Source organism: Kocuria sp. U4B (assembly GCF_054875615.1).
The window spans coordinates 1,076,167-1,100,653 of the sequence record NZ_CM142180.1; the positions used below are offsets into that span (position 1 = coordinate 1,076,167).

At 73.3% G+C, this 24,487-nt stretch carries 19 protein-coding genes; 2 read left to right on the forward strand and 17 right to left on the reverse strand.

Going from position 1 to position 24,487, the window contains the following annotated elements:
* Positions 1–44: 44 nt before the first annotated feature.
* From ACYSMR_RS05050 to ACYSMR_RS05100, 11 genes are all read right to left on the reverse strand, one after another.
* Positions 45–587: a hypothetical protein gene (locus ACYSMR_RS05050; RefSeq protein WP_251332993.1), complete on the reverse strand. Its 543-nt coding sequence runs from the start codon at positions 585–587 to the stop codon at positions 45–47.
* A gap of 134 nt (positions 588–721) precedes the next feature.
* Positions 722–1,396 (reverse strand): LysE family translocator, encoded by a 675-nt coding sequence (locus tag ACYSMR_RS05055; RefSeq protein WP_461747569.1) that lies wholly within the window; start codon positions 1,394–1,396, stop codon positions 722–724.
* 20 nt (positions 1,397–1,416) lie between these two features.
* Entirely contained in the window at positions 1,417–2,505 is a 1,089-nt protein-coding gene (gene mgrA, locus ACYSMR_RS05060; RefSeq protein WP_461747570.1) for an L-glyceraldehyde 3-phosphate reductase, read from the reverse strand.
* Positions 2,506–2,575: 70 nt separating this feature from the next.
* On the reverse strand, positions 2,576–4,450 hold the full coding sequence (gene treZ / locus ACYSMR_RS05065) for a malto-oligosyltrehalose trehalohydrolase (RefSeq protein WP_461747571.1): 1,875 nt from the start codon (positions 4,448–4,450) through the stop codon (positions 2,576–2,578).
* Between the two features lie 4 nt (positions 4,451–4,454).
* Positions 4,455–6,812, reverse strand: coding sequence for a malto-oligosyltrehalose synthase (gene treY, locus ACYSMR_RS05070; RefSeq protein WP_309125257.1), 2,358 nt, complete (start codon positions 6,810–6,812; stop codon positions 4,455–4,457).
* A gap of 120 nt (positions 6,813–6,932) precedes the next feature.
* Positions 6,933–9,119, reverse strand: a complete 2,187-nt coding sequence (gene glgX, locus ACYSMR_RS05075) for a glycogen debranching protein GlgX (RefSeq protein ID WP_251332988.1) — start codon at positions 9,117–9,119, stop codon at positions 6,933–6,935.
* A 164-nt stretch (positions 9,120–9,283) separates the two neighbouring features.
* Positions 9,284–10,867: an NAD(P)H-hydrate epimerase gene (locus tag ACYSMR_RS05080; RefSeq protein ID WP_461747572.1), complete on the reverse strand. Its 1,584-nt coding sequence runs from the start codon at positions 10,865–10,867 to the stop codon at positions 9,284–9,286.
* Complete coding sequence (locus ACYSMR_RS05085) at positions 10,864–11,229, reverse strand: holo-ACP synthase (RefSeq protein WP_251332986.1); 366 nt, start codon at positions 11,227–11,229, stop codon at positions 10,864–10,866. Before ACYSMR_RS05085 ends, ACYSMR_RS05080 begins: the two co-directional genes overlap by 4 nt.
* 88 nt (positions 11,230–11,317) lie before the next feature.
* A complete protein-coding gene (glmS, locus tag ACYSMR_RS05090) occupies positions 11,318–13,210 on the reverse strand; it encodes a glutamine--fructose-6-phosphate transaminase (isomerizing) (protein WP_251332985.1) in 1,893 nt (630 codons plus the stop codon).
* A gap of 173 nt (positions 13,211–13,383) precedes the next feature.
* Complete coding sequence (locus ACYSMR_RS05095) at positions 13,384–14,529, reverse strand: mannitol-1-phosphate 5-dehydrogenase (protein WP_461747573.1); 1,146 nt, start codon at positions 14,527–14,529, stop codon at positions 13,384–13,386.
* Positions 14,529–16,628, reverse strand: a complete 2,100-nt coding sequence (locus ACYSMR_RS05100; RefSeq protein WP_309125253.1) for a PTS mannitol transporter subunit IICBA — start codon at positions 16,626–16,628, stop codon at positions 14,529–14,531. The genes ACYSMR_RS05095 and ACYSMR_RS05100 overlap by 1 nt, the downstream gene beginning before the upstream one ends.
* A gap of 163 nt (positions 16,629–16,791) precedes the next feature.
* Between ACYSMR_RS05100 and coaA the strand changes: the two genes are divergently transcribed.
* Together coaA and ACYSMR_RS05110 are read left to right on the forward strand one after the other, a co-directional pair.
* Positions 16,792–17,748, forward strand: a complete 957-nt coding sequence (coaA, locus tag ACYSMR_RS05105; RefSeq protein ID WP_251332983.1) for a type I pantothenate kinase — start codon at positions 16,792–16,794, stop codon at positions 17,746–17,748.
* Entirely contained in the window at positions 17,748–18,554 is an 807-nt protein-coding gene (locus ACYSMR_RS05110; RefSeq protein WP_461747574.1) for a M15 family metallopeptidase, read from the forward strand. The genes coaA and ACYSMR_RS05110 overlap by 1 nt, the downstream gene beginning before the upstream one ends.
* 101 nt (positions 18,555–18,655) lie before the next feature.
* Here the strand turns inward: ACYSMR_RS05110 and glmM are convergent, their stop codons facing one another.
* The 6 genes from glmM to ACYSMR_RS05140 form a co-directional block, all read right to left on the reverse strand.
* A complete protein-coding gene (gene glmM / locus ACYSMR_RS05115) occupies positions 18,656–20,011 on the reverse strand; it encodes a phosphoglucosamine mutase (protein ID WP_461747575.1) in 1,356 nt (451 codons plus the stop codon).
* A 238-nt stretch (positions 20,012–20,249) separates the two neighbouring features.
* Positions 20,250–20,756 (reverse strand): 30S ribosomal protein S9, encoded by a 507-nt coding sequence (gene rpsI, locus ACYSMR_RS05120; RefSeq protein ID WP_251332980.1) that lies wholly within the window; start codon positions 20,754–20,756, stop codon positions 20,250–20,252.
* A 38-nt stretch (positions 20,757–20,794) separates the two neighbouring features.
* A complete protein-coding gene (gene rplM, locus ACYSMR_RS05125) occupies positions 20,795–21,238 on the reverse strand; it encodes a 50S ribosomal protein L13 (protein ID WP_461747576.1) in 444 nt (147 codons plus the stop codon).
* 259 nt (positions 21,239–21,497) lie between these two features.
* The gene (gene truA, locus ACYSMR_RS05130; protein WP_461747577.1) at positions 21,498–22,427 is read right to left on the reverse strand and encodes a tRNA pseudouridine(38-40) synthase TruA; all 930 of its coding nucleotides are present in this window, start codon (positions 22,425–22,427) and stop codon (positions 21,498–21,500) included.
* 142 nt (positions 22,428–22,569) lie between these two features.
* Positions 22,570–23,331: a 50S ribosomal protein L17, sunset domain variant gene (gene rplQ, locus ACYSMR_RS05135; RefSeq protein WP_309125249.1), complete on the reverse strand. Its 762-nt coding sequence runs from the start codon at positions 23,329–23,331 to the stop codon at positions 22,570–22,572.
* Positions 23,332–23,397: 66 nt separating this feature from the next.
* Positions 23,398–24,405: a DNA-directed RNA polymerase subunit alpha gene (locus ACYSMR_RS05140; RefSeq protein ID WP_251332976.1), complete on the reverse strand. Its 1,008-nt coding sequence runs from the start codon at positions 24,403–24,405 to the stop codon at positions 23,398–23,400.
* Between the last annotated feature and the right edge of the window lie 82 nt (positions 24,406–24,487).

Genomic DNA, 24,487 nt, shown 5'->3' on the forward strand with positions numbered 1-24,487 from the left:
CCCGGTGGGCCGGCGGCGGGCGCCGGGTCCGCCCCGGGGTGGAGCTACTTCTTCAGCAGTCCCTGGAGGATGTTGCGGGGACGCTGCATCTCGCCGTGCTTGGCCCCCAGCACGATCACCGTGCCGGCCATCGCCGGGATGACCCATTGCAGGACCTTGAGCTGCTTCTGGGCGGAGGCCAGCTCGGGCGAGGCGCCGGCGCGGGGCTCGGTGGCGCCCTCGGCGCCCTCGTGGGCCAGGGCCTCGACCTTCTTGCCGACCACGCGGGAGTACAGCGTCAGGCCCGCCCCCACGACGGTGACGGCGGCCTTGGAGACGGTGTTGCGCGTGACGCCCTCCTGGCCGGCCAGGCGGCCCTTGTTCTGGTAGATCAGCGCCGCTCCCGCCACCCCGTGGGCGAGCAGCGCGGCCGTCTGCACGGGCGCCCACTTCTTCCAGCCGATGTTCGACAGGCGAGTGCGCTCCTGGGGCAGCTGGGCGGCCGCGGCCGCCCCGTTGACGCCGATGGCGCCCATCAGCGAGCCGCCGAACCAGGCGGCGGCGGTGAGGTCGTGGATGGATCGGGCAAGGTACTCGTTGTCGGACATGTCGCGGGTCCTCCGTGTCGTGTGGACTGGTGGGGTCGAGCATGGGACGTGCAGGACATCAGCGTGCTTACTCTTCTTACCAGCCCAGCGCGCCGAGCTGAACCCCCTGGACCGGAATTACTCGGCCGGCCCGCTCACAGCGCGCCGACCAGCAGGCCCACGGCGAGGGCCAGGAAGAGCGCGCCGGAGCCGAGCTCCACGGCGGCCCCGCGCCGGCGGAAGCCCGCGGCGAGCCGCTCGACGGAGCCCGTCCACGCGACGGCGGTGAACCAGGCCAGGCCCACCGCGAGCAGCAGCACCAGCACGAGCAGCGACTCCCACCAGCGGGGCCCGGCGGGGACCACGTTGGCGAACAGCGCCAGGAAGAACACGATGGCCTTGGGGTTGGACAGGTTGGTCACGAGCCCGAGCCCGAAGGCCCGCGCGGGGGTCGGCGCCCGGCCCGGCGGGGACTGCGGCAGTCCCGCTCCCGCGCCGTCCGCGGAACCGGTCCGGGCACCGGCCGGGACGCGGGTGCGGGCGGCGAGGCCCGCCCGCACCCCGCCCACGCCCAGCCAGCCGAGGAACAGGGCCCCGGCCACCTGGAGGACGCGCTGCACCGTGTCGTCCTGGCCGATCAGCACGGTCACGCCCGTGAGGGAGAGCGTGATCCACAGGAGGTTGCCCGTCATCACGCCCACGGCCGTGAGCACCCCGGCCCGGCGGGAGCCCAGCGAGGAGCTGCGCAGGATCACCAGCACGTCCGGGCCGGGGGCGGCGATCCCGGCGATCCACAGCCCGAGCAGGGCGAGGTACTGCGAGAGCTCCATGGGCTAGGGCGTCCCGCCGCTCACTCGTGCTTGGAGTCCTGGGCGCCGGCCCAGATGTTGATCCCCGAGTCCGTGGCGAGCTCGTCGATCGCGTCGAGCTCCTGCGGCGTGAACTCCAGCCGGCGCACGGCCGCGACGTTCTCCTCGACCTGGGCGGGCGAGGAGGCGCCGATCAGGGCGGTGGTGACCTGGCCGTCCGGCTGCTCGCGCAGCACCCACGCCAGGGCCATCTGGGCCAGGGACTGGCCCCGCTCGGCGGCGATCGCGTGCAGGCCGCGGACCTTCTCCAGCGCGGTGTCGGTCAGCCACTCGGGGTCGAGGGACTTCCCCGCGGCGGCGCGGGAGCCCGCGGGCACGCCGTCGAGGTAGCGGTCGGTGAGCATGCCCTGGGCCAGCGGGGTGAACACGATCGAGCCCATCCCCGACCGCGTGAGCGCCGCGAGCAGGGACGTCCCGCCCGCCTGCTCCGAGGGCGCCTCGATCCAGCGGTTGAGCATCGAGTAGGACGGCTGGTGGATGAGCAGCGGGGTGCCGAGCTCGCGCATGAGCTCCTGCGCCCGCAGCGTCAGGGCCGCGCTGTAGGAGGAGATCCCCACGTAGTGCGCCCGGCCCGAGCGCACGATGTGGTCCAGGGCCCGCATGGTCTCCTCGAGCGGGGTCTCGGGGTCCGGGCGGTGGTGGTAGAAGATGTCCACGTAGTCCAGGCCCATGCGCTGCAGGGACTGGTCGAGGGAGGCCAGCAGGTACTTGCGGGACCCGCCGAAGCCGTACGGCCCGGGCCACATGTCCCAGCCGGCCTTCGAGGAGATGACCAGCTCGTCCCGGTGGCGGGCGAAGTCCTGGCGGAGGATCGAGCCGAAGTTCAGCTCGGCCGCGCCGGCGGGGGGGCCGTAGTTGTTGGCGAGGTCGAAGTGGGTCACGCCCAGGTCGAAGGCCCGCCGGAGGGTGGCCTGCTGGGTTCCCAGGGGCTTGTCGTCGCCGAAGTTGTGCCACAGCCCCAGGGAGATCGCGGGCAGCTTCAGCCCGGACGCGCCGACCCGGCGGTAGGGCATGGTCTCGTAGCGGTCCTCGGCGGGGACGTAGTGGGCATCGGATCCGTAGGTGTGCATACCGGTCCTTCGTCGGCTCGGAGGTCGTGGGCGGGGGGGGGCGGGCCGCGCGGCGGCGGCCCGCCCGGTCTCAGTAGCGCAGGACGGCGGCGCCGTGGCCGGGCAGCACGGCGGCGGCGGTCCCGGCCTCCCCGGTGCGGAGCGAGACCTCTCCCGAGCGGAAGAGCACCTCGGCGTCCGCGGGCCCGGTGAACGGCACGGTCGCCTCCGCGGCCGTGAAGTTCAGCAGCACCGCCACCCCGTGCGGGGAGCCGGGGTGCGTGGCCCGCTGGAGCACGAACCAGCGGGCGTCGTCGTCCCGGGCGGTGGTGATCGTCGCGAAGCGCGGGTCGGTGAGCTCGGGCACCGAGCGGCGCAGCGCGATGAGCTCGCGGTAGGCGGCGAGGACCCGGGCGTGCTCGCCCTGCCCGGGCTCGGACCAGTCCAGCTTGGAGTCGGTGAAGGTGGAGGGCGCCTGCGGGTCCGGCACCGTCGACTCGTCCCAGCCCATGGCCGCGAACTCCCCCTTGCGGCCCTTGGCCACGGCCTCGCCGAGCTCGGGCTCGGGGTGGGCGGTGAAGAACTGCCACGGGGTGGAGGCCCCCCACTCCTCCCCCATGAACAGCATGGGGGTGAACGGCTGGGTCAGCAGCAGCGTGGCCCCCAGCACGAGCTGGTCGGCCGAGAGGCTCGCGCTGATCCGGTCCCCGGCCGCGCGGTTGCCGACCTGGTCGTGGTTCTGGATGAAGGTCACGAACTGCCACGGGCGCACCCGCTGCTTGTCGACGGGACGGCCGTGGTGGCGGCCGCGGAACGTCGACATGGTCCCGGTGTGGTAGTAGGCGTCGCGCGTCGCCTTGTCGAGGGTCTCGAGGGAGGCGAAGTCGGCGTAGTAGCCCTGCGTCTCGCCGGTGAGGGCGACGTGCGCGGCGTGGTGGAAGTCGTCGAGCCACTGCCCGGTCATGCCCAGGCCGTTGGCCGAGGCCGGCGTGATCATCCGGGGGTCGTTGAGGTCGGACTCCGCGACGGTGAACAGCGGCTTGCCGGTCTCGACGGCCACCCGGTCCACGCGCTCGGCGATCTCCTCGAGGATGTGCACCGCCCGGTGGTCCTGCAGGGCGTGCACGGCGTCGAGGCGGAAGCCGTCCACGTGGTAGTCCCGCAGCCACATCTCCACGTTGTCCAGGATGTAGTCGCGCACGCCGTCGGAGCCCCAGCCGTCGAGGTTGATGAGGTCCCCCCAGGTGCTGGCGCCGGGCTTGAAGTAGTCGGCGAACAGGGGCAGGTAGTTCCCGGAGGGGCCGAGGTGGTTGTAGACCACGTCCTGGATCACGCCGATCCCCCGCTGGTGGCAGGCGTCCACGAAGCGCTGGTAGGCGGCGGGCCCGCCGTAGGACTCGTCCACGGTGTACCACAGCACGCCGTCGTAGCCCCAGTTGTGCTCGCCGTTGAACCCGTTGACGGGCAGCAGCTCCACGAAGTCCACGCCGAGGTCCACGAGGTGGTCCAGGCGCTCGATCGCGGAGTCGAGGGTGCCCTCGGGGGTGAACGTGCCGAGGTGCAGCTCGTAGAGCACCGCCCCGGCCAGGGTGCGGCCCTTCCACGCGCCGTCGCCCCACGCGTGCTCGGCGGGGTCGAAGGTGCAGGAGAGGTCGTGCACGCCCTGCGGCTGACGGCGCGAGCGCGGGTCGGGCAGGACGTCCGAGACCTGCGTGCGCTCCTTGGGGGTGCCCTCGTCGAACGTCTTGGTGAGCAGGTAGCCGTAGCGCACGGTCCCGGTGGGGACGCCGGCGTCGTCGGGCAGGGTCCACCAGCCGGGGCGGCGGGCCGCGGGGCCCTCGGGGGCGCCCTCGGGCCGGGAGTCGGCCGGGACCATGGGGTGGTCCACGCCCTCGATCCGCACCGTCACGCCCTTGGCGTGGGGCGCCCAGACGTCGAACCGGTTCAGGTGCTCACGGGTCTTCATGGATTCAGGAGTCCTTCCGGCGCAGCAGCGCCACGGGGTAGTCGGCCAGCAGGTCGGAGACGGCCGCGGCACCGGTGTGCGGGCGCCCGGTCAGCACGTCCTCCCAGTCGCCCTCGGGCAGGGGCAGGGCCTCGTCGGCGAACCCGCCGCGCTCGGCCAGGCCCAGCGGGAGCCGGGTGGCCACGGTCACGGCGCCGCCGCGGTCGAACGCGAACACGTGCTCGGCCAGGGGGCCGGTCGCGCTCAGGGGGGTGTAGCCGGTGAACAGCTCGGGGCTGTCCCGGCGCAGCCGCAGGGCCCGGCTCGTGACGAGCAGCTTGGCGGCGGCGTCCGGGCCCACGGCCGGGGTCGCCTCCGGCGTGCCGGGCTGCGCGGCGTCGAGGCGGGCGAGCATCGCGGTGCGCGCCTCGAAGTCCACGGGACGGCGGTTGTCGGGGTCCACGAGGGACTCGGCCCACAGCTCGGCGCCCTGGTAGACGTCGGGGACGCCGGGCATCGTCAGCTGGACCAGCTTGGCGGAGAGCCCGTTGGCCCAGCCGGCCGCGGTGACGTGCTCCGCGAAGCCCTCGACGACGGCCCGCATCTCGGGGTCGTGCAGGACGTGGTCGATGAACCGGAGCAGGCGCTCCTCGAAGTCGGCGTCGCCGTCGACCCACGCGGTGGAGTTGCCCGCCTCGCGGGCGGCCTTGAGGGCGTAGTCCGTGATGCGCTCCTGCTCGACGGGCCACGCGCCCACGACCGCCTGCAGGACGAGGTTCACGAGGGGCCCGTCGCCCACCCGGGTCCCGGACTCCTCGGCCAGCCGCTTGACGGTGCCGACCACGCCCGCCCACTGCTCGGCGGCCTCGGCCAGCACCGTGATCCGGGCCCGCACCGCCTCGGAGCGCTTGGTGTCGTGGGTCGACAGGGTGGTCATGGCCAGGGGCTCGTCGGCGGCGCGGCGGGCCAGCTCGGCGTGCGCCTCATCCGGTGCCAGGGAGAAGTGGGAGGGGTCGCCGCCCACCTCGGTCAGGGAGGTCAGGCGGGGGAACCGGTAGAACGCCGTGTCCTCGACGCCCTTGGCCATGACCATGCCGGAGGTCTGCTGGAAGCGGCGCGCGAGCTCGCCGAGCTCGGTGTCGTCGCCCGCCTCGACCCCCAGCAGCCGGCCCAGGGAGACGAGCGTGTCCGCGAGGTCGGGCCGCTGCGCGCGGGCGGCGTCGAGGGCGTGGCGCAGGTGCTCGGCGCCCTCGGGCAGGTAGCTGCGGTAGACGGGGAAGTTCGCGAGGACCTCGGCGAGCCCGTCCACGGCCTCGTCGTGGGCGAGGCCGGCGTCGGCGGGCACCAGGCGGGCGAGGCGCTGGACCTCGGCGTGCAGCGCGCCGTCGGCCATGGCGCGCTTCGTGCCGTGGACCATCTCCGCCCAGTTGACGGGCTCCCCGCCGCGCAGCCGGGCGTCGAGGCTGGTGAGGGCGTACTCCCCCGCCGGGTCGGTGAGCAGCCGGTCGATGGTGCCGAGGGCGTCGTAGCCGGTGGTGCCCTGCGTGGCCCAGTCCGCGGGGAGGAGCTCGCCGGGCTCCAGGATCTTCTCGACGACGACGTAGGCGCCGCCGGTGAGCTCCTTGAGCCGGTCCAGGTACTCCCCCGGGTCCCGCAGCCCGTCGGGGTGGTCGATGCGCAGCCCGTCGACGAGGCCCTCGTCGATCCACCGCCGGATCTCCGCGTGGGACTCCTCGAAGACCCCGGGGTCCTCCACGCGCACGCCGGCGAGCGTGGCCACCGTGAAGAAGCGGCGGTAGTTCAGCTCCGCGTCCCCGCGCCGCCAGTTGATCAGCTCGTAGTGCTGCCGGGCGTGGACGTCCCTGGGGTCGTCGCCCGGCGCCCACGTGCCCTCGGCGAGCGGGTAGACGTTCTCGTAGTAGCGCAGCGTGCCGTCCTCGACGCGCAGCTGCTCCAGCTCGCCGTCGCCGTCCCCGAGCACGGGGATCAGCACCTTCCCGCCGCCCGCGGCCCAGTCCACGTCGAAGGCCTGCGCGTAGCGCGAGCCCTGGCCCTCGGCGAGCAGGGACCACCACCACGGGTTCTCCTGCGGGACGGCCACACCCTGGTGGTTGGGGACGATGTCGACGATCACCCCCATCCCCTTCGCGTGGGCGGCGTCCGCGAGCGCCTTGAGCCCGGCCGGGCCGCCCCGGACCGGGTCCACCTCGGCGGGCGAGGCGACGTCGTAGCCGTGGTCGGAGCCGCCGACGGCTCGCAGGATGGGCGAGAGGTAGACCCAGTCGGCGCCGAGGTCGTGGAGGTAGTCCACGAGCCCGGCCGCCCGGTCCAGGGTGAGGTCGGAGGTGATCTGCAGTCGGTACGTCGAAGTCGGTGTGCGCACCGGACCAGTCTGTCGGGACGGCCCGGAAAAAGCCAGTAGGCTTCCAACCCGTGTCCGGGCCGGAAGCCTACTGGTGGGGCGCGGTGCGGCGGGACGCCCCGGGGGCGCCCCGCCACCGCGTCACTGGTCCTGCGGCGACTTCGCGTAGGCGGCCACGGAGGCGGCGACCGACGCGTCGGGCTCCTCCTCCGGCTCCTCGTAGGCGCGCAGCACCACCATGGACCGGCCGTCCAGGGTGATCGAGCTGCGGGCGTTGCGGATCTGCCCGTCGGAGTGCTGGCCCGCGGTGTCCAGGACCGCCTCCCAGCGCCGGCCGTAGCGCACCGGGGGCAGCTTGAACTTCACGGCCTCCGGGGCGGAGTTGAAGTACATGATGAAGTTCACGTCCGTGATGGACCGCCCGCGCGTGTCCACCCCGGCGATGCCGTGGCCGTTGAGCCACATGCCCATGGCCCGGGACAGCGGCTCGTCCCAGTCCGTCGGGCGCATCGGGGAGCCGTCGGCGTTGAGCCACGCGATGTCCGGCATGGGCCGGCGGGTGTCCTCCTCGTCCATCTCCACGGGCCGGCCGTCGAAGAAGTCGGAGCGGCGGAACGTCGGGTGGGCGTGGCGCAGGTGGATCACGGCGGAGACGAACTCGGTCAGCGGGCCGTCCATGGTCTCCCAGTCGATCCAGGAGAGCTCGTTGTCCTGGCAGTACGTGTTGTTGTTGCCGCCGGTGGACCGGCCCAGCTCGTCGCCGTGCAGGACCATGGGCGTGCCCTGGGACAGCAGGAGCGTCGCGAGGAAGTTGCGCTGCTGGCGGGAGCGCAGGGCCAGGACCTCGGGGTCGTCCGTGGGGCCCTCCACGCCGCAGTTCCAGGAGCGGTTGTGGGACTCGCCGTCGTTGTTGTCCTCGCCGTTGGCCTCGTTGTGCTTCTCGTTGTAGGACACGAGGTCGCGCAGGGTGAAGCCGTCGTGGGCGGTGACGAAGTTGATCGACGCGAACGGCCGGCGGCTGCTGTGCTCGTAGAGGTCCGCGGAGCCCGTGATGCGCGAGGCGAACTCGCCGAGCGTCGCGGGCTCCCCGCGCCAGAAGTCGCGCACGGTGTCGCGGTACTTGCCGTTCCACTCGGTCCACTGGGGCGGGAAGTTGCCCACCTGGTAGCCGCCGGGGCCGACGTCCCACGGCTCGGCGATGAGCTTCACCTGGGACACGACCGGGTCCTGCTGGACGAGCTCGAAGAACGTGGCCAGCCGGTCCACGTCGTAGAACTCGCGGGCCAGGGCGGAGGCGAGGTCGAAGCGGAAGCCGTCGACGTGCATCTCGGTCACCCAGTAGCGCAGGGAGTCCATGATCAGCTGCAGCGAGTGCGGGTGCCGGACGTTGAGGGTGTTGCCGGTGCCCGTGTAGTCCATGTAGTACTTCTGGTCGCCCTCGACGGTCCGGTAGTACGCCTGGTTGTCGATGCCCTTCATGGACAGCGTGGGCCCCATGTGGTTGCCCTCGGCCGTGTGGTTGTACACCACGTCGAGGATGACCTCGATGTCGGCCTGGTGCAGGGCCTTGACCATGGCCTTGAACTCCTGGACCTGGCCGCCGAGGTCGTTGGTGGAGTTGTACTCGTTGTGGGGGGCGAAGAACCCGATGGTGTTGTAACCCCAGTAGTTGCGCAGGCCCTTGTCGAGCAGCGTGCTGTCCTGGACGAACTGGTGCACGGGCATCAGCTCGATGGCCGTGATCCCCAGCTTCTGCAGGTGGGCGATGACGGCGGGGTGGGCCACGCCGGCGTAGGTGCCGCGCTGCTCCTCCGGGACCTCGGGGTGCTGCTCGGTGAGGCCCTTGACGTGGGCCTCGTAGATCACGGACTTGTGGTACGGGGTGCGCGGGGTGCGGTCGCCCTCCCAGTTGAAGAACGGGTTGATCACCACGCCCATCGCCATGTGGGGGGCCGAGTCCTCGTCGTTGAACGAGTCCTCGTCGCCGAAGTTGTACGAGAACAGCGGCTGGGCCCAGTCGAACTGGCCGGCGACGGCCTTGGCGTAGGGGTCCAGCAGCAGCTTGGACGGGTTGCAGCGCTGCCCCTGGGCGGGGTTCCACGGCCCGTGCACGCGGTAGCCGTAGCGCTGGCCCGGCTGGACCTGCGGCAGGTAGCAGTGCCACACGTAGCCGTCCTGCGCGCCGACCTCGATCCGGGTCTCGGTGCCGTCCTCCTCGAAGAGGCACAGCTCGACCTTCTCCGCGATCTCGCTGAAGAGGGCGAAGTTCGTGCCGTTGCCGTCGAAGGTGGCTCCGAGGGGGTAGGGCTGTCCTGGCCAGACTTCCATGCGTGTTCCTCCTGTCGAGTCCGCCGGGCGGGGGCCCGGCGGACGGGGATGTAGCGGCGTGGGGTTAACCGTAACCCGGCTGAGGATTTCCTCCACCCTCGGACCAGCGCCGACGGCCGCGGGATCGCCCGCCGCGAACACAGGACGGAGCGCTCCGGGGCGGCTCAGCGGCCGAAGCGCAGCACGGAGCGCACGGCCGCCGACAGCGCGGTGGGCGGCACGGGGCCGAGCCCGTCGGCGCGGGAGGCGTAGCCGTGCACGGCCACCGCGAGCGCCGCGGCCACGGCGAAGCGGGCGTCCCCGCGCGCCCACTCGCCCGCGGCGGCGAAGAGGTCGGGGTGCTCCGCGCAGTGCGCGAGGGCCGTGCCCATGATCCCGGCGAGGGTGTCGCCGCTGCCGGCGGTGGCCAGCCAGGGGCTGCCGTCGGCCTGCGAGAGCACCAGTCCTCCCGGGTCGGCCACGAGCGTCGTGGCGCCCTTGAGCACCACCACCGCCCCCGTGGCCCGGGCGGCCGCGCGTGCCCAGCGCAGCGGCTCCGCCTCGACCTGGGCCCGGTCGGGGGCGTCCTCGCCCACGCCCAGGGCCGCGAGCCAGGCCAGGACCTGGGCGAGCTCCCCGGCGTGCGGGGTGAGGACCTTGCCGGGGCCCAGCGCGCCGTCGGCGGCGGCCCGGGCGGCCGCGGTGAGCGCCCCGGCGTCCACGACGGCCGGGTGCGGGCCCGTGAGCACCGCGTCGATCCGGGCCTCCTGGGCCGGGTCGCCGACGGCGCCGGGCCCGACGACCCAGGCCTGCACGCGCACGTCGTGGGGGTGGTCCTCCGAGGCGACGACCTCGGGGCTGGTGAGGCAGACCAGGGCGCGGGTGGCGCTGTCGCCGAGGTGGCGGACCATCCCGGCGCCGGCGTCCACCGCCGCGCGCGTGCACATCAGCGCCGCCCCGGGGTAGGTGGGCGAGCCGGCGACGACGCCCACGACGCCCCGGGAGTACTTGTGCGCCCCGGCCGCGGGCCGCGGCCACAGCGCGGCCACGTCGTCGCGCTCCAGGCGCCGCAGGCCCGGCGCGGACAGGGCGGCCTCGATGCCGAGGGGGACCGTGCGCACGCGCCCGCAGAGCTGCTCGCCGGGGGCGCTGAACTGGCCGGCCTTGGCCGCGCCGAAGGTCACGGTGACGTCCGCGGGCAGCACGGGCGCGGAGACGGCGCCCGTGTCCGCGGACACCCCGGAGGGGACGTCGCAGGCCACGACGACCGGCGCCCCGGTCCCGGGCCACCGCTCGAGCACCGTCCGCACGAGCCCGGCCGCGGCCCCGCGCAGCCCGCCCCGCGCCCCGGTGCCGAGCACCGCGTCGAGGACGAGGTCGGCGCGCAGCACGTGCTCGGCCGCCCGGGCGAGGGCGTCCCCGGCGGCCGGTCCATCGGTCCCGTCCAGCCGCAGCACCCGGCCCCCCGCCGCGGCGAACGCCGCGGCGCCCTCGGGGTGCAGGCGCTCGCCCACCGCGACGGCGAGCGCCGCCGCGCCCCGGCGGGCGAGCTCCGCGGCGGCCCACAGCCCGTCCCCGCCGTTGTTGCCGGTCCCGGCCAGGACCACCACCCGGGCCCCGGCCACGGCCCCGCGCCGGTCGCGCAGCTGCTCCGCGCCCGCGAGCGCCAGGCCGTGGGCGGCACGGCGCATGAGGGCGGGGCCCTGCCCGGCCGCCAGGAACGGGGCCTCGGCCGCGCGGACCTGCTCGCCGGTGAAGGCCTCGATCATGCCCGCTCCTCGTCGCGCTCGGCGATGACCATGGCCATGGCGATCCCGCCGTCGTGGGTCATGGTCAGGTGCCAGCGGTCGATCCCCTGCCGGCGGGCCTCCTCGGCGACCGTCCCCTCGGTGCGCAGCACCGGGGCGCCCGCCGGGTCCTTCTCGATCCAGCAGTGCTGCCAGATCATCCCGGGCGGGGCCTTGAGGGCCTTGGCCGCGGCCTCCTTCGCCGCGAAGCGCGCGGCCAGCGACCGCACGTGCAGGCCGCGCTCGGCGGGGGTGAACAGCCGGTCCACGAGGCCGGGGGTCCGCGCGATCTGCGCCTCGAAGCGGGTGATGTCCACGACGTCGATGCCGGTGCCGATGATCATGCCCCCAGCCTAACGACCGCCGGCCCGCCGTCCCCGCCGGCGGCGGGGACGGCGGGCCGGGGGCGGTCCGGGCGGGGTGCGCCCGGGCCTACTCGACGGTGACGGACTTGGCGAGGTTGCGCGGCTGGTCGACGTCGTAGCCCTTCGCGGTGGCGAGCTCGCACGCGAAGATCTGCAGCGGGACCGTGGCGAGCAGGGGCTGGAGCAGGGTCGGGGCCTGCGGGACGCGGAAGACGTGGTTCGCGTAGTCGGCCACGGACTCGTCCCCCTCCTCGGCGATGACGATGGTCACGGCGCCGCGGGCCCGGATCTCCTGGATGTTCGAGACCACCTTGGCGTGCAGCGAGTCGCGGCCCCGCGGGGACGGCACGATCACGAACACGGGCTGGCCCTCCTCGATCAGGGCGATCGGGCCGTGCTTGAGCTCGCCCGCGGCGAAGCCCTCGGCGTGGATGTACGCGATCTCCTTGAGCTTGAGCGCGCCCTCCAGGGCCACCGGGTAGCCGACGTGGCGGCCCAGGAACAGCACCGAGCTCGCGTCCTTCATCGCCTGCGCGAGCTCCTTGACCCCGGCCTGGTCGTCGATGACCTGCTGGATCTTCGCGGGCATCGCCTCGAGGTCCGCGAGGATCTCCGCGATCTCGTCCTTGAACTTGTTGCCCCGCAGCTGGGCGAGGTACAGGCCCAGGAGGTAGGCGGCCGTGATCTGGGCGAGGAACGCCTTGGTGGAGGCGACCGCGATCTCCGGGCCGGCGTGCGTGTACAGCGCGGCGTCGGCCTCGCGCGGGATGGTGGAGCCGTTGGTGTTGCAGATCGCCACGACCTTGGCCCCCTGCTCCTGGGCGTGCCGCACGGCCATCAGGGTGTCCATGGTCTCGCCCGACTGGGACAGGGCGACGACGAGGGTCCGCTCGTTGACGATCGGGTCGCGGTAGCGGAACTCGTGGGCGAGCTCCACCTCGGTGGGGATCCGGCACCAGTGCTCGATCGCGTACCGGGCGACCTGGCCCGCGTAGGCGGCGGTGCCGCAGGCGACGACGACGATCTTGTCGACGGAGCGCAGCATCGACTCGTCGATCTTCAGCTCGTCGAGCACGAGGTTGCCGTCCAGGTCCGTGCGGCCCATGAGGGTCTGCTCCACGGCGGCGGGCTGCTCGTTGATCTCCTTCTCCATGAAGGAGGGGAAGCCGCCCTTCTCGGCGGCGGCGGCGTCCCAGCGGACCTCGAAGTGCTTGCCCTCGGCCGGGCTGCCGTGGAAGTCCGTGATGCTGTAGTCGTCCGCGGTGAGGGTGACGACCTGGTCCTGGCCGAGCTCGACGGCGTCCCGGGTGTAGTCGATGAACCCGGAGACGTCGGAGCCCAGGAACATCTCGCCCTGCCCCACGCCCACGACGAGCGGGGAGTTGCGGCGGGCGGCCACGACGCGGCCCGGGTGGTCGACGTGCACGGCCAGGAGGGTGAACGCGCCCTCGAGCCGGCGGCACACGGCCTGCATGGCGGCGGTGAGGTCCTGGTCGCCCAGGTCGTTGTAGGTGTCGGCGAGCAGGACGGCGGCGACCTCCGTGTCCGTCTCGGAGACGAACTCGTGCCCCTGCTCGCGCAGCTCCTTCTTGAGCTCCGCGAAGTTCTCGATGATGCCGTTGTGGATCATGGCCAGGCGGCCGCCGTCGACGACGTGCGGGTGGGCGTTGCTGTCGGAGGGCCCGCCGTGGGTGGCCCAGCGGGTGTGGCCGATGCCGGTGGCCGCGGAGGGCAGGGGGTGCTCGCGCAGCTCCTCCTCCAGGTTCAGCAGCTTGCCGGCCTTCTTGCGGTGGCCGATCGCCCCGTCGGCCACGACGGCGACGCCCGCCGAGTCGTAGCCGCGGTACTCCAGCCGTCGGAGCCCCTCGACGAGGACGTCGAGGGCGTCGTGCCCGGAGCTCGCGCCGGCCTCGGCCGGGCGCTGGGGGGCCGGTCCCACATATCCAACAATTCCACACATGCGCCTCAGGTTACCGCATGGCCCAGAGGCCCCCGGGCGCGCCGCGCGGGCCGCGCTGTCGGCTCTTCCGGGGGCATCCGCCCCGCCCCGCACGTCCCGTGGAGCGGCCCGGGACGGCCGGTCCGGGGCCTGCCGCGGCGGGCCCCGGACCCGTCTGCGGGCAGGTCCGGGGCTCAGCCGCGGCGCTCCTGGGCGGCCGCGGCCACCAGCTCCTCGACCGGCGGGAAGAGTGGGTGCTCGGGGGCCAGGCCGGTGATCTCCTGCACGGCCTCGGCCGGCGGGAGGGTGTCCAAGATCTCCCCCAGCCGGGCGACGTCGGGGTCGCCCTCCGCGTCGAAGCGCAGGGCCGCCGCCATGGCCGCGCGCAGCCCCTCGGTGCCCATGCCCCGCTCGGCGAGCGCCGCCGCGGGCCCGACGAAGCGCTCGTGGCGGCCGAGCTTGCGCAGCGGGGCGCGCCCGACGCGCTCGACGGTGTCGGGCAGGTGCTCGTTGGCGAAGCGTCCGAGGATCTTCTGGACGTAGCCGGCGTGCTCCTGCGGGTCGAAGCCGTGCTTGGCCACCAGCAGCGCCTGGGTCTCCCCGAGCGCCGCCGCGACCCGGCTCCGGATCGACGGGTCGGCGACGGCCTCGGCGATGCGGTGCTTGCCCGCCTGGTGGCCGAAGTAGGCGGCCGCCGCATGGCCCGTGTTGACCGTGAACAGCTTCCGCTCGATGTACGGGACCAGGTCGTCCACGTAGGTGGCGCCCTCGATGGGCGGCTCCTGCCCGCCGAAGGGGCTCCGGTCGATGACCCACTCGTGGAACTGCTCCACGACGACGTCGAGACCGGCGCCCTCCTGCTGCGGCACGATCCGGTCGACCGCGGTGTTGGCGAAGACCGCCCGCCGGTCGAGGTCCTCGCCCTCGTAGTGCTCCCGCACCGCCTCGGCGAGCAGGTCCGTGGCCGAGATGGCGTTCTCGCACGCCATGACCGCCACGGGCGCCGCGTCCGCCGCGCGGGCCGCGAGGCCGCGGGCGATCAGGGGGGCGAGGAACTTCAGGACGTTCGGGCCCACGGCGGTGGTCACCACGTCCGCCGTGGCGATCTCCGCGACGACCGCCTCGGGCTCCGCGGCGGAGTTGACCGCCCGGTACCCGTCCACGGTGGTGTCCCGGGAGCCGGCGCCGACCTCGTGCACCGTGTAGCTGGGGGTGGTCTGCAGCGCCTCGATCAGGGGGACGGCCACGTCGGCGAAGACCACCTCGTAGCCGGAGCGGTGCATCAGCAGCCCCACGAACCCCCGGCCGATGTTCCCGGCCCCGAAATGCACGCACTTCATCAGTCGTTCACCTTCCCCAGCAGGTCCAGGACCTCGTCGGCCGTCCGCGCCTCGTTGAGGCGGCGGACCTGCTCCTTGTTGCCGAAAATCTTGGCGATCCGGGACAGGATACCCAGGTGCTCGTTGTCCTTGCCGGCGATGCCCACGACCCAGGTGACCGGCTTGCCGTTCCAGTCCAGGCCCTCCGGGTAGCGGACCACGCACAGGGCCGAGCGCCGGATGGCGTCCTTCGCGGCGTTGGTGCCGTGCGGGATGGCCAGCCCGTTGCCCATGAACGTGGACACCGACTGCTCCCGCTCGTGCATCGAGCGCACGTAGTCGTCCGTCACGGCCCCGGCGGCCACGAGCAGGCCGCCCGCCTCGTCGATGGCCTGCTGCGCGTTCTGCGCGCCGCCGTCCATCAGGATCCGCTCGCGCGTGAGGACCGCGGCCTCGGCGGGTCCCGACGAGCCGTCGGCCTCCGCCGGGCGGTGGGCCCCGTCGCCGCCGGCCGCGGGCCCGCCCGTCGCGGCCCCTGCGTCCGCCGCCGTCGCCGCGGTCCCCGCCGCCGCCGGCACGGTGGCCCCGTTGCGCCGGCGGACGGCCTCGACGATCTCGTCGTAGCGGGGGCTGCCCATGAAGTTGTCGACCGTCACGAGGGAGGCGCTGGGCACCCGGGGGCGGGCGCGCGGGGCGAGGTCCTGGTGGGTGACGACGATGTCGAAGTCGTCGGTGAGGTTCATGATGGCCGCGTTGGTGACCTTCACGTCGCCGAACCCGGCCGCCTTGACCTTGTTGCGCAGCACCGAGGCCCCCATGGCGGAGGAGCCCATGCCGGCGTCGCAGGCGAAGACGATCTTCTGCACCGGCCCGCCGGCGGCCAGCCCGTCGGCGCCGGCCTCCCCGGCGCCGGCCTCCCCGGCGTCGGCGCCGCCGCTGGTGCCGACCAGGGCGGAGGTCACGGAGCTCTTCTTGCCCTTCATCGACTCCATGCTCGCGGTGGCCGCCGCGAGGTCGCCCTCGCCCTTGTCCTTGGAGGCCTTGAGGATGACCGCGGCCACCAGGAAGGACACCACCGTGGCCACCAGCACCGCCAGGGCCACCCCCAGGTAGCTGCCCGGAGGGGTCTGGGCGAAGACCGCCAGGATCGAGCCCGGCGCGGCCGGGGCGCGCAGCCCGGCGTTGAACAGCGTCAGGGTGAAGATCCCGGACGCCCCGCCGGCGATGGCCGCCAGGATCAGCGCCGGCTTCATCAGCACGTAGGGGAAGTAGATCTCGTGGATGCCGCCCACGAAGTGGATCAGCGCCGCCCCCGGGGCCGAGGCGCGGGCCGCACCCCGGCCGAAGACCGTGTAGGCGAGCAGGATGCCCAGGCCGGGGCCGGGGTTGGCCTCGAGCAGGAACAGGATGGACTTGCCCTGCTCCAGCGCCTGGGCGGTGCCCAGCGGGGTGAGGATGCCGTGGTTGATCGCGTTGTTGAGGAACAGGACCTTGGCCGGTTCGATCAGGATCGAGGTCAGCGGCAGCAGCCCCCGGGAGACCAGGAAGTCCACCACCCCGGCGGCGGCGTTGGAGAAGGCCAGCACCGCCGGGCCCACGACGAAGAACCCCACGATGGCCATCAGCGCGGCGAAGATGCCGGCGGAGAAGTTGTTGACCAGCATCTCGAAGCCGGGCTTGATCTTCCCGTCCCAGATGCTGTCGATCTTCTTCATCAACCACGCCGTGAGCGGGCCCATGATCATCGCCCCGATGAACATCGGGATGTCGGTGCCCACGATCACGCCCATGGTCGCGATCGCCCCGACCACCCCGCCGCGCACGTCGTAGACCATCCGCCCGCCGGTGTAGGCGATCAGCAGCGGCAGCAGGTAGGTGATCATCGGGCCCACCAGACCGGTGTGCGGATTGCCCTCGGCGTCCGTGCCCCACCCGCCCAGCGGGCCGTAGGGGGTGAAGCCGGCCTCGATGAAGAAGGCCGTGATCAGCCCCCAGGCGATGAACGCCCCGATGTTGGGCATGATCATCCCGGAGAGGAACGTCCCGAAGCGCTGAACGTGCGCCCGGGTGGCGGCCTGCCGGGATGGGGCCGCGGTCTCTGTCGTGGCGGTGGTGGCCATGGTGCCGTCCTGACTCTCGAACGAGGTGGCGGCCACCGGCGGCGCGGACGAGCGCTCCGTCGTGTGAGCCGCATGACTTACCCTGCCGGGGTGCGCACAAATCTACACCGGGGCGTAGCTTCTGTCGCGGACTCCCGGCTTCGAGGCGTCTAGACTGGGTCCGATGACCGCCTCAACGCTGAGCGAGCGCACCTCGCCGTTCGTGGAGCTCGACCGGCAGACCTGGTCGAGGCTCTCCCACGAGATCGACGTGCCCCTCACCTCTCGGGAGATCGAGAACCTGCGCGGCCTCGGCGACCGGCTCGACGTCGCGGAGGTCCGCGAGGTGTACCTGCCGCTGTCCCGGCTCCTCACCCTCTACGACTCCTCGGCGAACGGGCTCAACGCGTCCACCAACGCCTTCCTGGGCGAGGAGCACGCCCGGACGCCGTTCGTCATCGGCATCGCCGGGTCGGTGGCCGCGGGCAAGTCCACCACGGCCCGCCTGCTGCGCGAGCTGCTCTCCCGCTGGCCGTCGACCCCGGACGTCCAGCTCGTGACCACCGACGGGTTCCTCTACCCCAACGCCGAGCTGCGGCGCCGGGGGCTGATGGACCGCAAGGGCTTCCCCGAGTCCTACGACCGCCGGGCGCTGCTGCGCTTCGTCGCGAAGATCAAGTCGGGGGTGCCGGAGGTCCGCGCCCCCCGCTACTCCCACCACACCTACGACATCGTCCCCGGCGAGGAGATCGTCGTCAGCCGCCCCGACGTCGTCATCGTGGAGGGGCTCAACGTGCTCGCGCCGGCCAAGGTGGGTCCCGGGGACCGGGCGGCCCTCGCGCTGAGCGACTTCTTCGACTTCTCGATCTACGTGGACGCGCGCACCGCCGACATCGAGCGCTGGTACGTGGAGCGCTTCCAGGCGCTGCGCTACTCGGCGTTCTCCGACCCGGGCTCCTACTTCCACCGCTACGCCGACCTCTCCGACACCGAGGCCGAGGCCACGGCACTGGGCATCTGGCGCCGGATCAACGAGCCCAACCTCGTGGAGAACGTCCTGCCCACGCGCGGGCGGGCCCGCCTGATCCTCTCCAAGGACTCGGACCACTCGATCCGCCGCGTGCTGCTGCGCAAGAACTGATGCTCGCGCACCGGGCCGGGGCGGTCCTGCTCGCCGTCGCACTGCTCACCGGGTGCGGTCCTCGTCCCGGCACCGGCTCGTCCCCCGCTCCCCCGGGGTCCTCCCCGGCGACCTCGCCGGCCGCTGCGACCTCCGCCCCGGCCCCGGCGGGGTCCCCGTCACCGGGCCGGTCCACGGCCCCGCCGCCCCCCGCACCGGTCCCCTCGCCGCCCCCGAGCGCCACGGCGGACCTCGGCGACCCCGCCTCCCTCGCGGTGGTCGTCAACAAGCGCCGCCCCCTGGAGCCGCGCGGCTGGGCCCCGCGGGACCTCGAGCAGGTCGAGGGCCGGCGGCTGCGCCCGGAGGCCGCGCGGGCCGCCCGGGAGCTGCTCGCCGCGGCGCGGGCGGACGGCGTGCGGATCGTGCTCGTCTCCGGCTACCGCTCCTACGACGAGCAGGCGGCCACCTACGCCGGGTGGGTCGCCCAGCAGGGGCAGGCGGCGGCGGACACCGCCTCCGCCCGGCCCGGCCACTCGGAGCACCAGACCGGCCTGGCGGTGGACGTCGGCGAGGGCTCGGGCTGCGACCTGCAGGTGTGCTTCGCGGACACCGCGGCGGCGGCGTGGGTCGCCGACCACGCCGCCGAGCACGGCTTCGTGGTCCGCTACCCCCGGGGCGCGCAGGCGGTCACCGGGTACTGGTACGAGCCCTGGCACCTGCGCTACCTCGGCGCGCAGCGGGCCCGGGAGCTGGTGCGCTCGGGCGCCGCCACCCTCGAGGAGTTCTCGGGCCTGCCCCCGGCCCCGGACTACGCGCCCGTCCGCTGACCCGGCGCCGCCGGCGCGAGGACGGGTCCGGGGACGACGCAGGCCCGCACCGTGGCAGTGCGGGCCTGCGTCGCCACCGGACCCTGGTCGGGCCTTCAGCGTCACACGGTGAGGGAGAGCTCCTGCTCCACGACGGAGGCCAGGTACTCGGCCTCCTCCTGGGCGGCCTCCTGCGTGGCGGCCTCGACCATCACGCGGACCACGGGCTCGGTGCCGGAGGGGCGCAGCAGCACCCGGCCGGTCTCGCCGAGGCGCTGCTCGACCGCGCTCACGGCGGCGAGCACGGCCCCGTTGGACGCCACGGCCGCGCGGTCCACGCCCCGGACGTTGAGCAGGACCTGCGGCAGGCGGGTCATCACGGTGGCGAGCTCGGCCAGCGGCGTCCCGGTCTGCGCGACGCGGGACGCGAGCATGAGCCCGGTGAGCAGGCCGTCGCCGGTCGTGGCGTAGTCGGACATGATGACGTGCCCGGACTGCTCGCCGCCCAGGTTGTAGCCGTGCTCGGTCATGGTCTCGAGGACGTAGCGGTCTCCCACGGCGGTCTCCCGCAGCTCGATCCCGGCCTCCCGCAGCGCGATCTTCAGCCCCAGGTTGCTCATGACGGTGGCGACCAGGGTGCCGTCCACCAGCCGGCCCGACTCCTGCAGGGCGAGGGCGAGGATCGCCATGATCTGGTCGCCGTCGACCTCCCGGCCGGTGTGGTCCACCGCGAGGCAGCGGTCGGCGTCGCCGTCGTGGGCGATCCCGAGGTCCGCCCCGAGGTCCGCGACGGCGCGGCGCAGGGGGTCCAGGTGGGTCGAGCCGCAGCCGTCGTTGATGTTCAGCCCGTCGGGCTCCGCGCCGATGACGTGCACGGTGGCGCCCGCCGCGCGGAAGGCGTCCGGCGACACGGCGCTCGCGGCGCCGTTGGCGCAGTCCAGGACGACCGTCAGGCCCTCGAGGCGGTGCGGGATCGCCCCGACCAGGTGCAGGACGTAGCGGTCCTCGGCGTCGCTGAAGCGGCTGACGCGTCCGACGCCGGCGCCCGTGGGGTGCTGGAAGCGGCGCGCCTCGTAGACGGCCTGGATCTCGTCCTCGACCCGGTCCGGCAGCTTCTTGCCGCCGCGGGCCAGGAACTTGATCCCGTTGTCCGGGGCCGGGTTGTGGGAGGCGGAGATCATCACGCCGAAGTCGGCGTCGAGATCGGCCACGAGGTAGGCCAGGGCCGGGGTCGGCAGCACGCCGGCGTCGCGGACGTCGACTCCGGAGCCCGCCAGCCCTGCCGTGACCGCGGCGCTGAGGAATTCCCCGCTGGCGCGGCCGTCCTGCGCGACGACCGCGGTGGGCCGGCGGCCCCCGGGCGCCCGGCCGTGGCCGAGGACGACGGCGGCCGCCTGGGCCAGCTCCAGGGTCATGTTGGCTGTGAGGAGGTCGTTCGCGAGCCCGCGCACGCCGTCCGTTCCGAATAATCTAGACATCGTTCCCCATCCTATGTTCTGTCCGGCGCGACCCGCAGGCGAGCGCCGCCGGCGGCCGTCTCCCCGCGGCCAGGCGTGTGCTAATGCTAACTCTTCTGGGGCCGGCGATCACCCCTGGCGGTCCGGGCGGCCCCGGAACGACGGGACCCCGCCCGCGCCGGGGCGCGGACGGGGTCCGACTGCTGCAGGGGTGGCCCGGGCACGGCGCCGAGACGCGGTGCCCGAGCAGGCCCGCCGATCAGCGCTTGGAGTACTGCGGGGCCTTGCGGGCCTTCTTGAGACCGGCCTTCTTGCGCTCGGTGACGCGGGCGTCACGGGTGAGGAAGCCGGCCTTCTTGAGCGACGGGCGGTTGTTCTCCACATCGATCTCGTTCAGGGCACGGGCCACGCCGAGGCGCAGGGCGCCGGCCTGGCCGGAGGGGCCACCGCCGTGGATGCGGGCGATGACGTCGTAGGCGCCCTCGAGCTCCAGCAGCCGGAAGGGCTCGTTGACCTCCTGCTGGTGCAGCTTGTTGGGGAAGTAGTTGTCCAGGGACCGGCCGTTGACGATCCACTGGCCGGTGCCGGGGACGACGCGCACGCGGGCGACGGCCTCCTTGCGGCGGCCCACGGCCTGGCCGGAGACGGTCAGGGCCGGGCGCTCGGCGGCGGCGGGGGCCTCGGTCGCGGGGGCGGACTCGGAGGTGTAGCTGGTCAGCTGCTCCTCGCCCTCGGCGGTGTACTGCTCGTCAGTGTTCTGAGCCACGATTCTCCTAATTCAGTTCTTGTCTCGTAGGCCCGGAATTACTGGGCGACCTGGGTGAACTCGAAGGCCTGCGGCTGCTGGGCACCGTGCGGGTGCTCGGAGCCGGCGTAGACCTTCAGCTTGGACATCTGCTGGGAGGCCAGCTTGTTTTTCGGCAGCATCCCGCGGATGGCCTTCTCCACGGCGCGGACCGGGTTCTTCTCGAGCAGCTCGGCGTAGGAGGTCGAGGTCAGACCGCCCGGGTAGCCGGAGTGGCGGTAGGCCCGCTTCTTCTCGAGCTTGGAGCCGGTCAGGGCGACCTTCTCGGCATTGACGATGATGACGAAATCACCGGCGTCCACGTGGGGAGCAAAGGTCGGCTTGTGCTTTCCGCGCAGCAGCGTTGCGGTCTGGCTGGCAAGACGACCCAGGACGACGTCGGTGGCATCGATGACGTGCCACTGGCGCTGAATGTCACCGGGCTTCGGGGTGTACGTACGCACGTTAGTTTGCCTTCGTTCGGGTTCTCTCGGTGGCGCTAGTTGGGATCACGCCGTTACTCGGTGTGCCGTCCGGGGCTCGGGTGAGGACCGAGCTGCATCCGGTGCCCGAGACCCCGGTGCACCGGACCGCCATGCGTCCTGCAACTGGACGGCGGAGCCGGGTACACGTGAACCGAGGCGGGACACGCACAACAGCACTCCACGTTACCGGATGCACCGCCCAAACACCACTCGGGCATACACCCGTGACCTGCGGCCGTCAATTCTGGGGGCCGGCCGGCCCCGGGTGCAGCGGGTCCCGGCGGGCCCGGGTCAGCTCGGCCCGCTCCCGCAGGGCGGCGTCCCCGGGATAGCGGACCTCCTCGAGGACCAGCGCGTGGGCGGGGGCCATGAGCACCCCGGCGTCGCGCACCCGGTCAGCCAGCCGCCGGCCGAGCCAGCCGGGCTCCTCCCGGCCGGCCCCGACCCGGGCGGCGGCGCCGACGATCGAGCGGACCATGTGGTGGCAGAAGGCGTCCGCCTCGATGCCCAGCACCACGAGCCCGCCGGCGTCGCGCTCGACCGTCACGTCCAGGACCTCCCGCACGGTCGTGGCGCCCTCCCGGGGGCGGCAGAAGGACAGGAAGTCGTGCAGGCCCACGAGCTCCTGCGCGGCCGCCGCCATGACGTCGGCGTCGAGGACGTCCTTCGTCCACCACGTGAGGTGGCGGGTGAGCGGATCCCGGCCGGCGGCGCCGTCGTCGATCCGGTAGCTGTAGCGCCGGGCCACGGCGGAGAAGCGGGCGTCGAAGCCGGCGGGTGCGGCGGCGGCGCGCCGCACGACGATCGCGCCCGGGCACTCGGGCAGCCCCTGCTCGCGGCGGGCCCGGCCCAGCACGTGCGCGAGGGCGCCGGTCAGGCGCCGCCCGAGCGCCGTGGCCGGATCCTCGGCGCGGCCGCGCGCGAGGGCGGTCCACTCCCCCGCCGTCAGGTCGAGGTGGACGACCTGCCCGCGCGCGTGCACCCCGGTGTCCGTGCGCCCGGCCACGACCACCCGGACCTCGCGGCGCACGAGCACCGCCAGGGCGTCCTCGAGGGCCCCCTGGACCGTGGGCAGGACGGGCTGGCGAGCCCATCCGGAGAAGGGCGCGCCGTCGTAGGCGAGGTCGATGCGCACGCGCACGGGTGCGTCGGGCACGGTCCCGGTCACGGGCGGCTCCTGTCGGCGTCGGGGCCCGGGTCGCGGGGCCCGGGGTGGGGCGGGGGCGGGCGGACGGTGCCCGGGCACGGCGACGCCGCCGGGGACGAGGTCCCCGGCGGCGTGCGCGGTGTCTGTCCGGAGGGTGCTCCGGTCAGCGCAGCTTCTGCGCGGCGGAGCCACCGGCCGGCTGGAAGCCGGCGGCCTCGGCGTTGGCCGGCGAGTCGAACCAGATCTCCGCGGTGGTGCCCGCGTACCAGCGCGAGCCGGGCACGTGGTACTTCATGGAGTTCTTGTTGCCCTTGATGGTGAAGCCCTCGGGGGCCTCACCGGACTCCAGCGGCGCGTGCGAGCCCGGGAAGCCGGCCTCGGCGTTGTCCGCGGCGACCGCGGCGGCCTGCTCGGAGCCGACCTCGGGGGCCTGCTCCGCGGCGGGGATCTCCTCGGCGGAGACCTCCTCGAGGGTGCTGTCCGCCGGGGTGTCGACCGGGGCGGCGGGCGCCGGGGCGGCCTGGGCGGTGGCGCGCTCGGCCTCGGCCACGGTGGCCTTGGTCGCGACGGGCTCCATCACGAGCTCGATGACGGCCATGGGGGCGTTGTCGCCCTTGCGGTTGCCGATCTTGGTGATGCGGGTGTAGCCGCCGTTGCGGTCCTCCATCGCCGAGGCGATGGTGGTGAACAGCTCGTGCACCACGGACTTGTCGGTCAGCTGCGCCAGCACGCGCCGGCGGGCGGCCAGGTCACCGCGCTTGGCGAAGGTGATCAGGCGCTCGGCGTAGGGGCGCATGCGCTTGGCCTTGGTGACCGTGGTGGTGATGCGCTTGTGCTCGAACAGCTGCTGGGACAGGTTCGCCAGCATCAGGCGCTCGTGGGCGGGGCCGCCTCCGAGACGGGGACCCTTGGTGGGAGTAGGCATGGTTGTTGATCTCCTGGAAGTTCGTCCCCCCCGGTCCGGGCGGCCGGCGGGACGGAGCGGGAAGGATTACTGGTCGACGTCGTCGAACGGGTTCTCGTCGTCGATCGCGGCGGCGCGGGCGGCGAGGTCGAACCCGGGGGGCGAGTCCTTGAGGGACAGCCCGAGGTCGACGAGCTTGGCCTTGACCTCGTCGATCGACTTGGCGCCGAAGTTGCGGATGTCCATCAGGTCCGCCTCGGAACGGCCCACGAGCTCACCCACGGTGTGGATGCCCTCGCGCTTGAGGCAGTTGTACGAGCGCACGGTCAGCTCGAGGTCCTCGATCGGCAGCGCCATGTCCGCGGCCATCGCCGCGTCCGTCGGCGACGGGCCGATCTCGATGCCCTCGGCGGCCGTGTTCAGCTCGCGCGCCAGGCCGAACAGCTCGACCAGGGTGGTGCCGGCGGAGGCCACGGCGTCCCGGGGGGAGATGGCCTCCTTGGTCTCCACGTCCAGGACCAGCTTGTCGAAGTCGGTGCGCTGCTCCACACGGGTGGCCTCCACGCGGAAGGTCACCTTCAGGACGGGCGAGTAGATCGAGTCGACCGGGATCCGGCCGATCTCGGCGTCCCCCGCCTTGTTCTGGGCGGCGGAGACGTACCCGCGGCCGCGCTCGATGGTCAGCTCGAGCTCGAGCTGGCCCTTCGCGTTGAGGGTCGCGATGTGCAGGTCCGGGTTGTGGATCTCCACACCGGCCGGGGCCGTGATGTCCGCGGCGGTGACGACGCCCGGGCCCTGCTTGCGCAGGTAGGCGACGACGGGCTCGTCCTGCTCCGAGGAGACGGCGAGCTTCTTGATGTTGAGGATGATCTCGGTCACGTCCTCCTTGACGCCCTCCACGGTGGAGAACTCGTGGAGCACGCCGTCGAGCCGGATGCTGGTCACGGCGGCACCGGGGATCGAGGAGAGCAGGGTGCGGCGGAGGGAGTTGCCGAGGGTGTAGCCGAAGCCGGGCTCGAGCGGTTCGATCACGAAGCGCGACCGGTTGTCGGCCACGACCTCTTCAGAGAGGGTGGGGCGCTGTGCGATGAGCACTGATGTTTCCTTTCAGCGGGCATCCGCTATATGACGCGCGCAGGTGGTGGAAAACAGTTGATGGGTGCGGACCGGTGCGCGG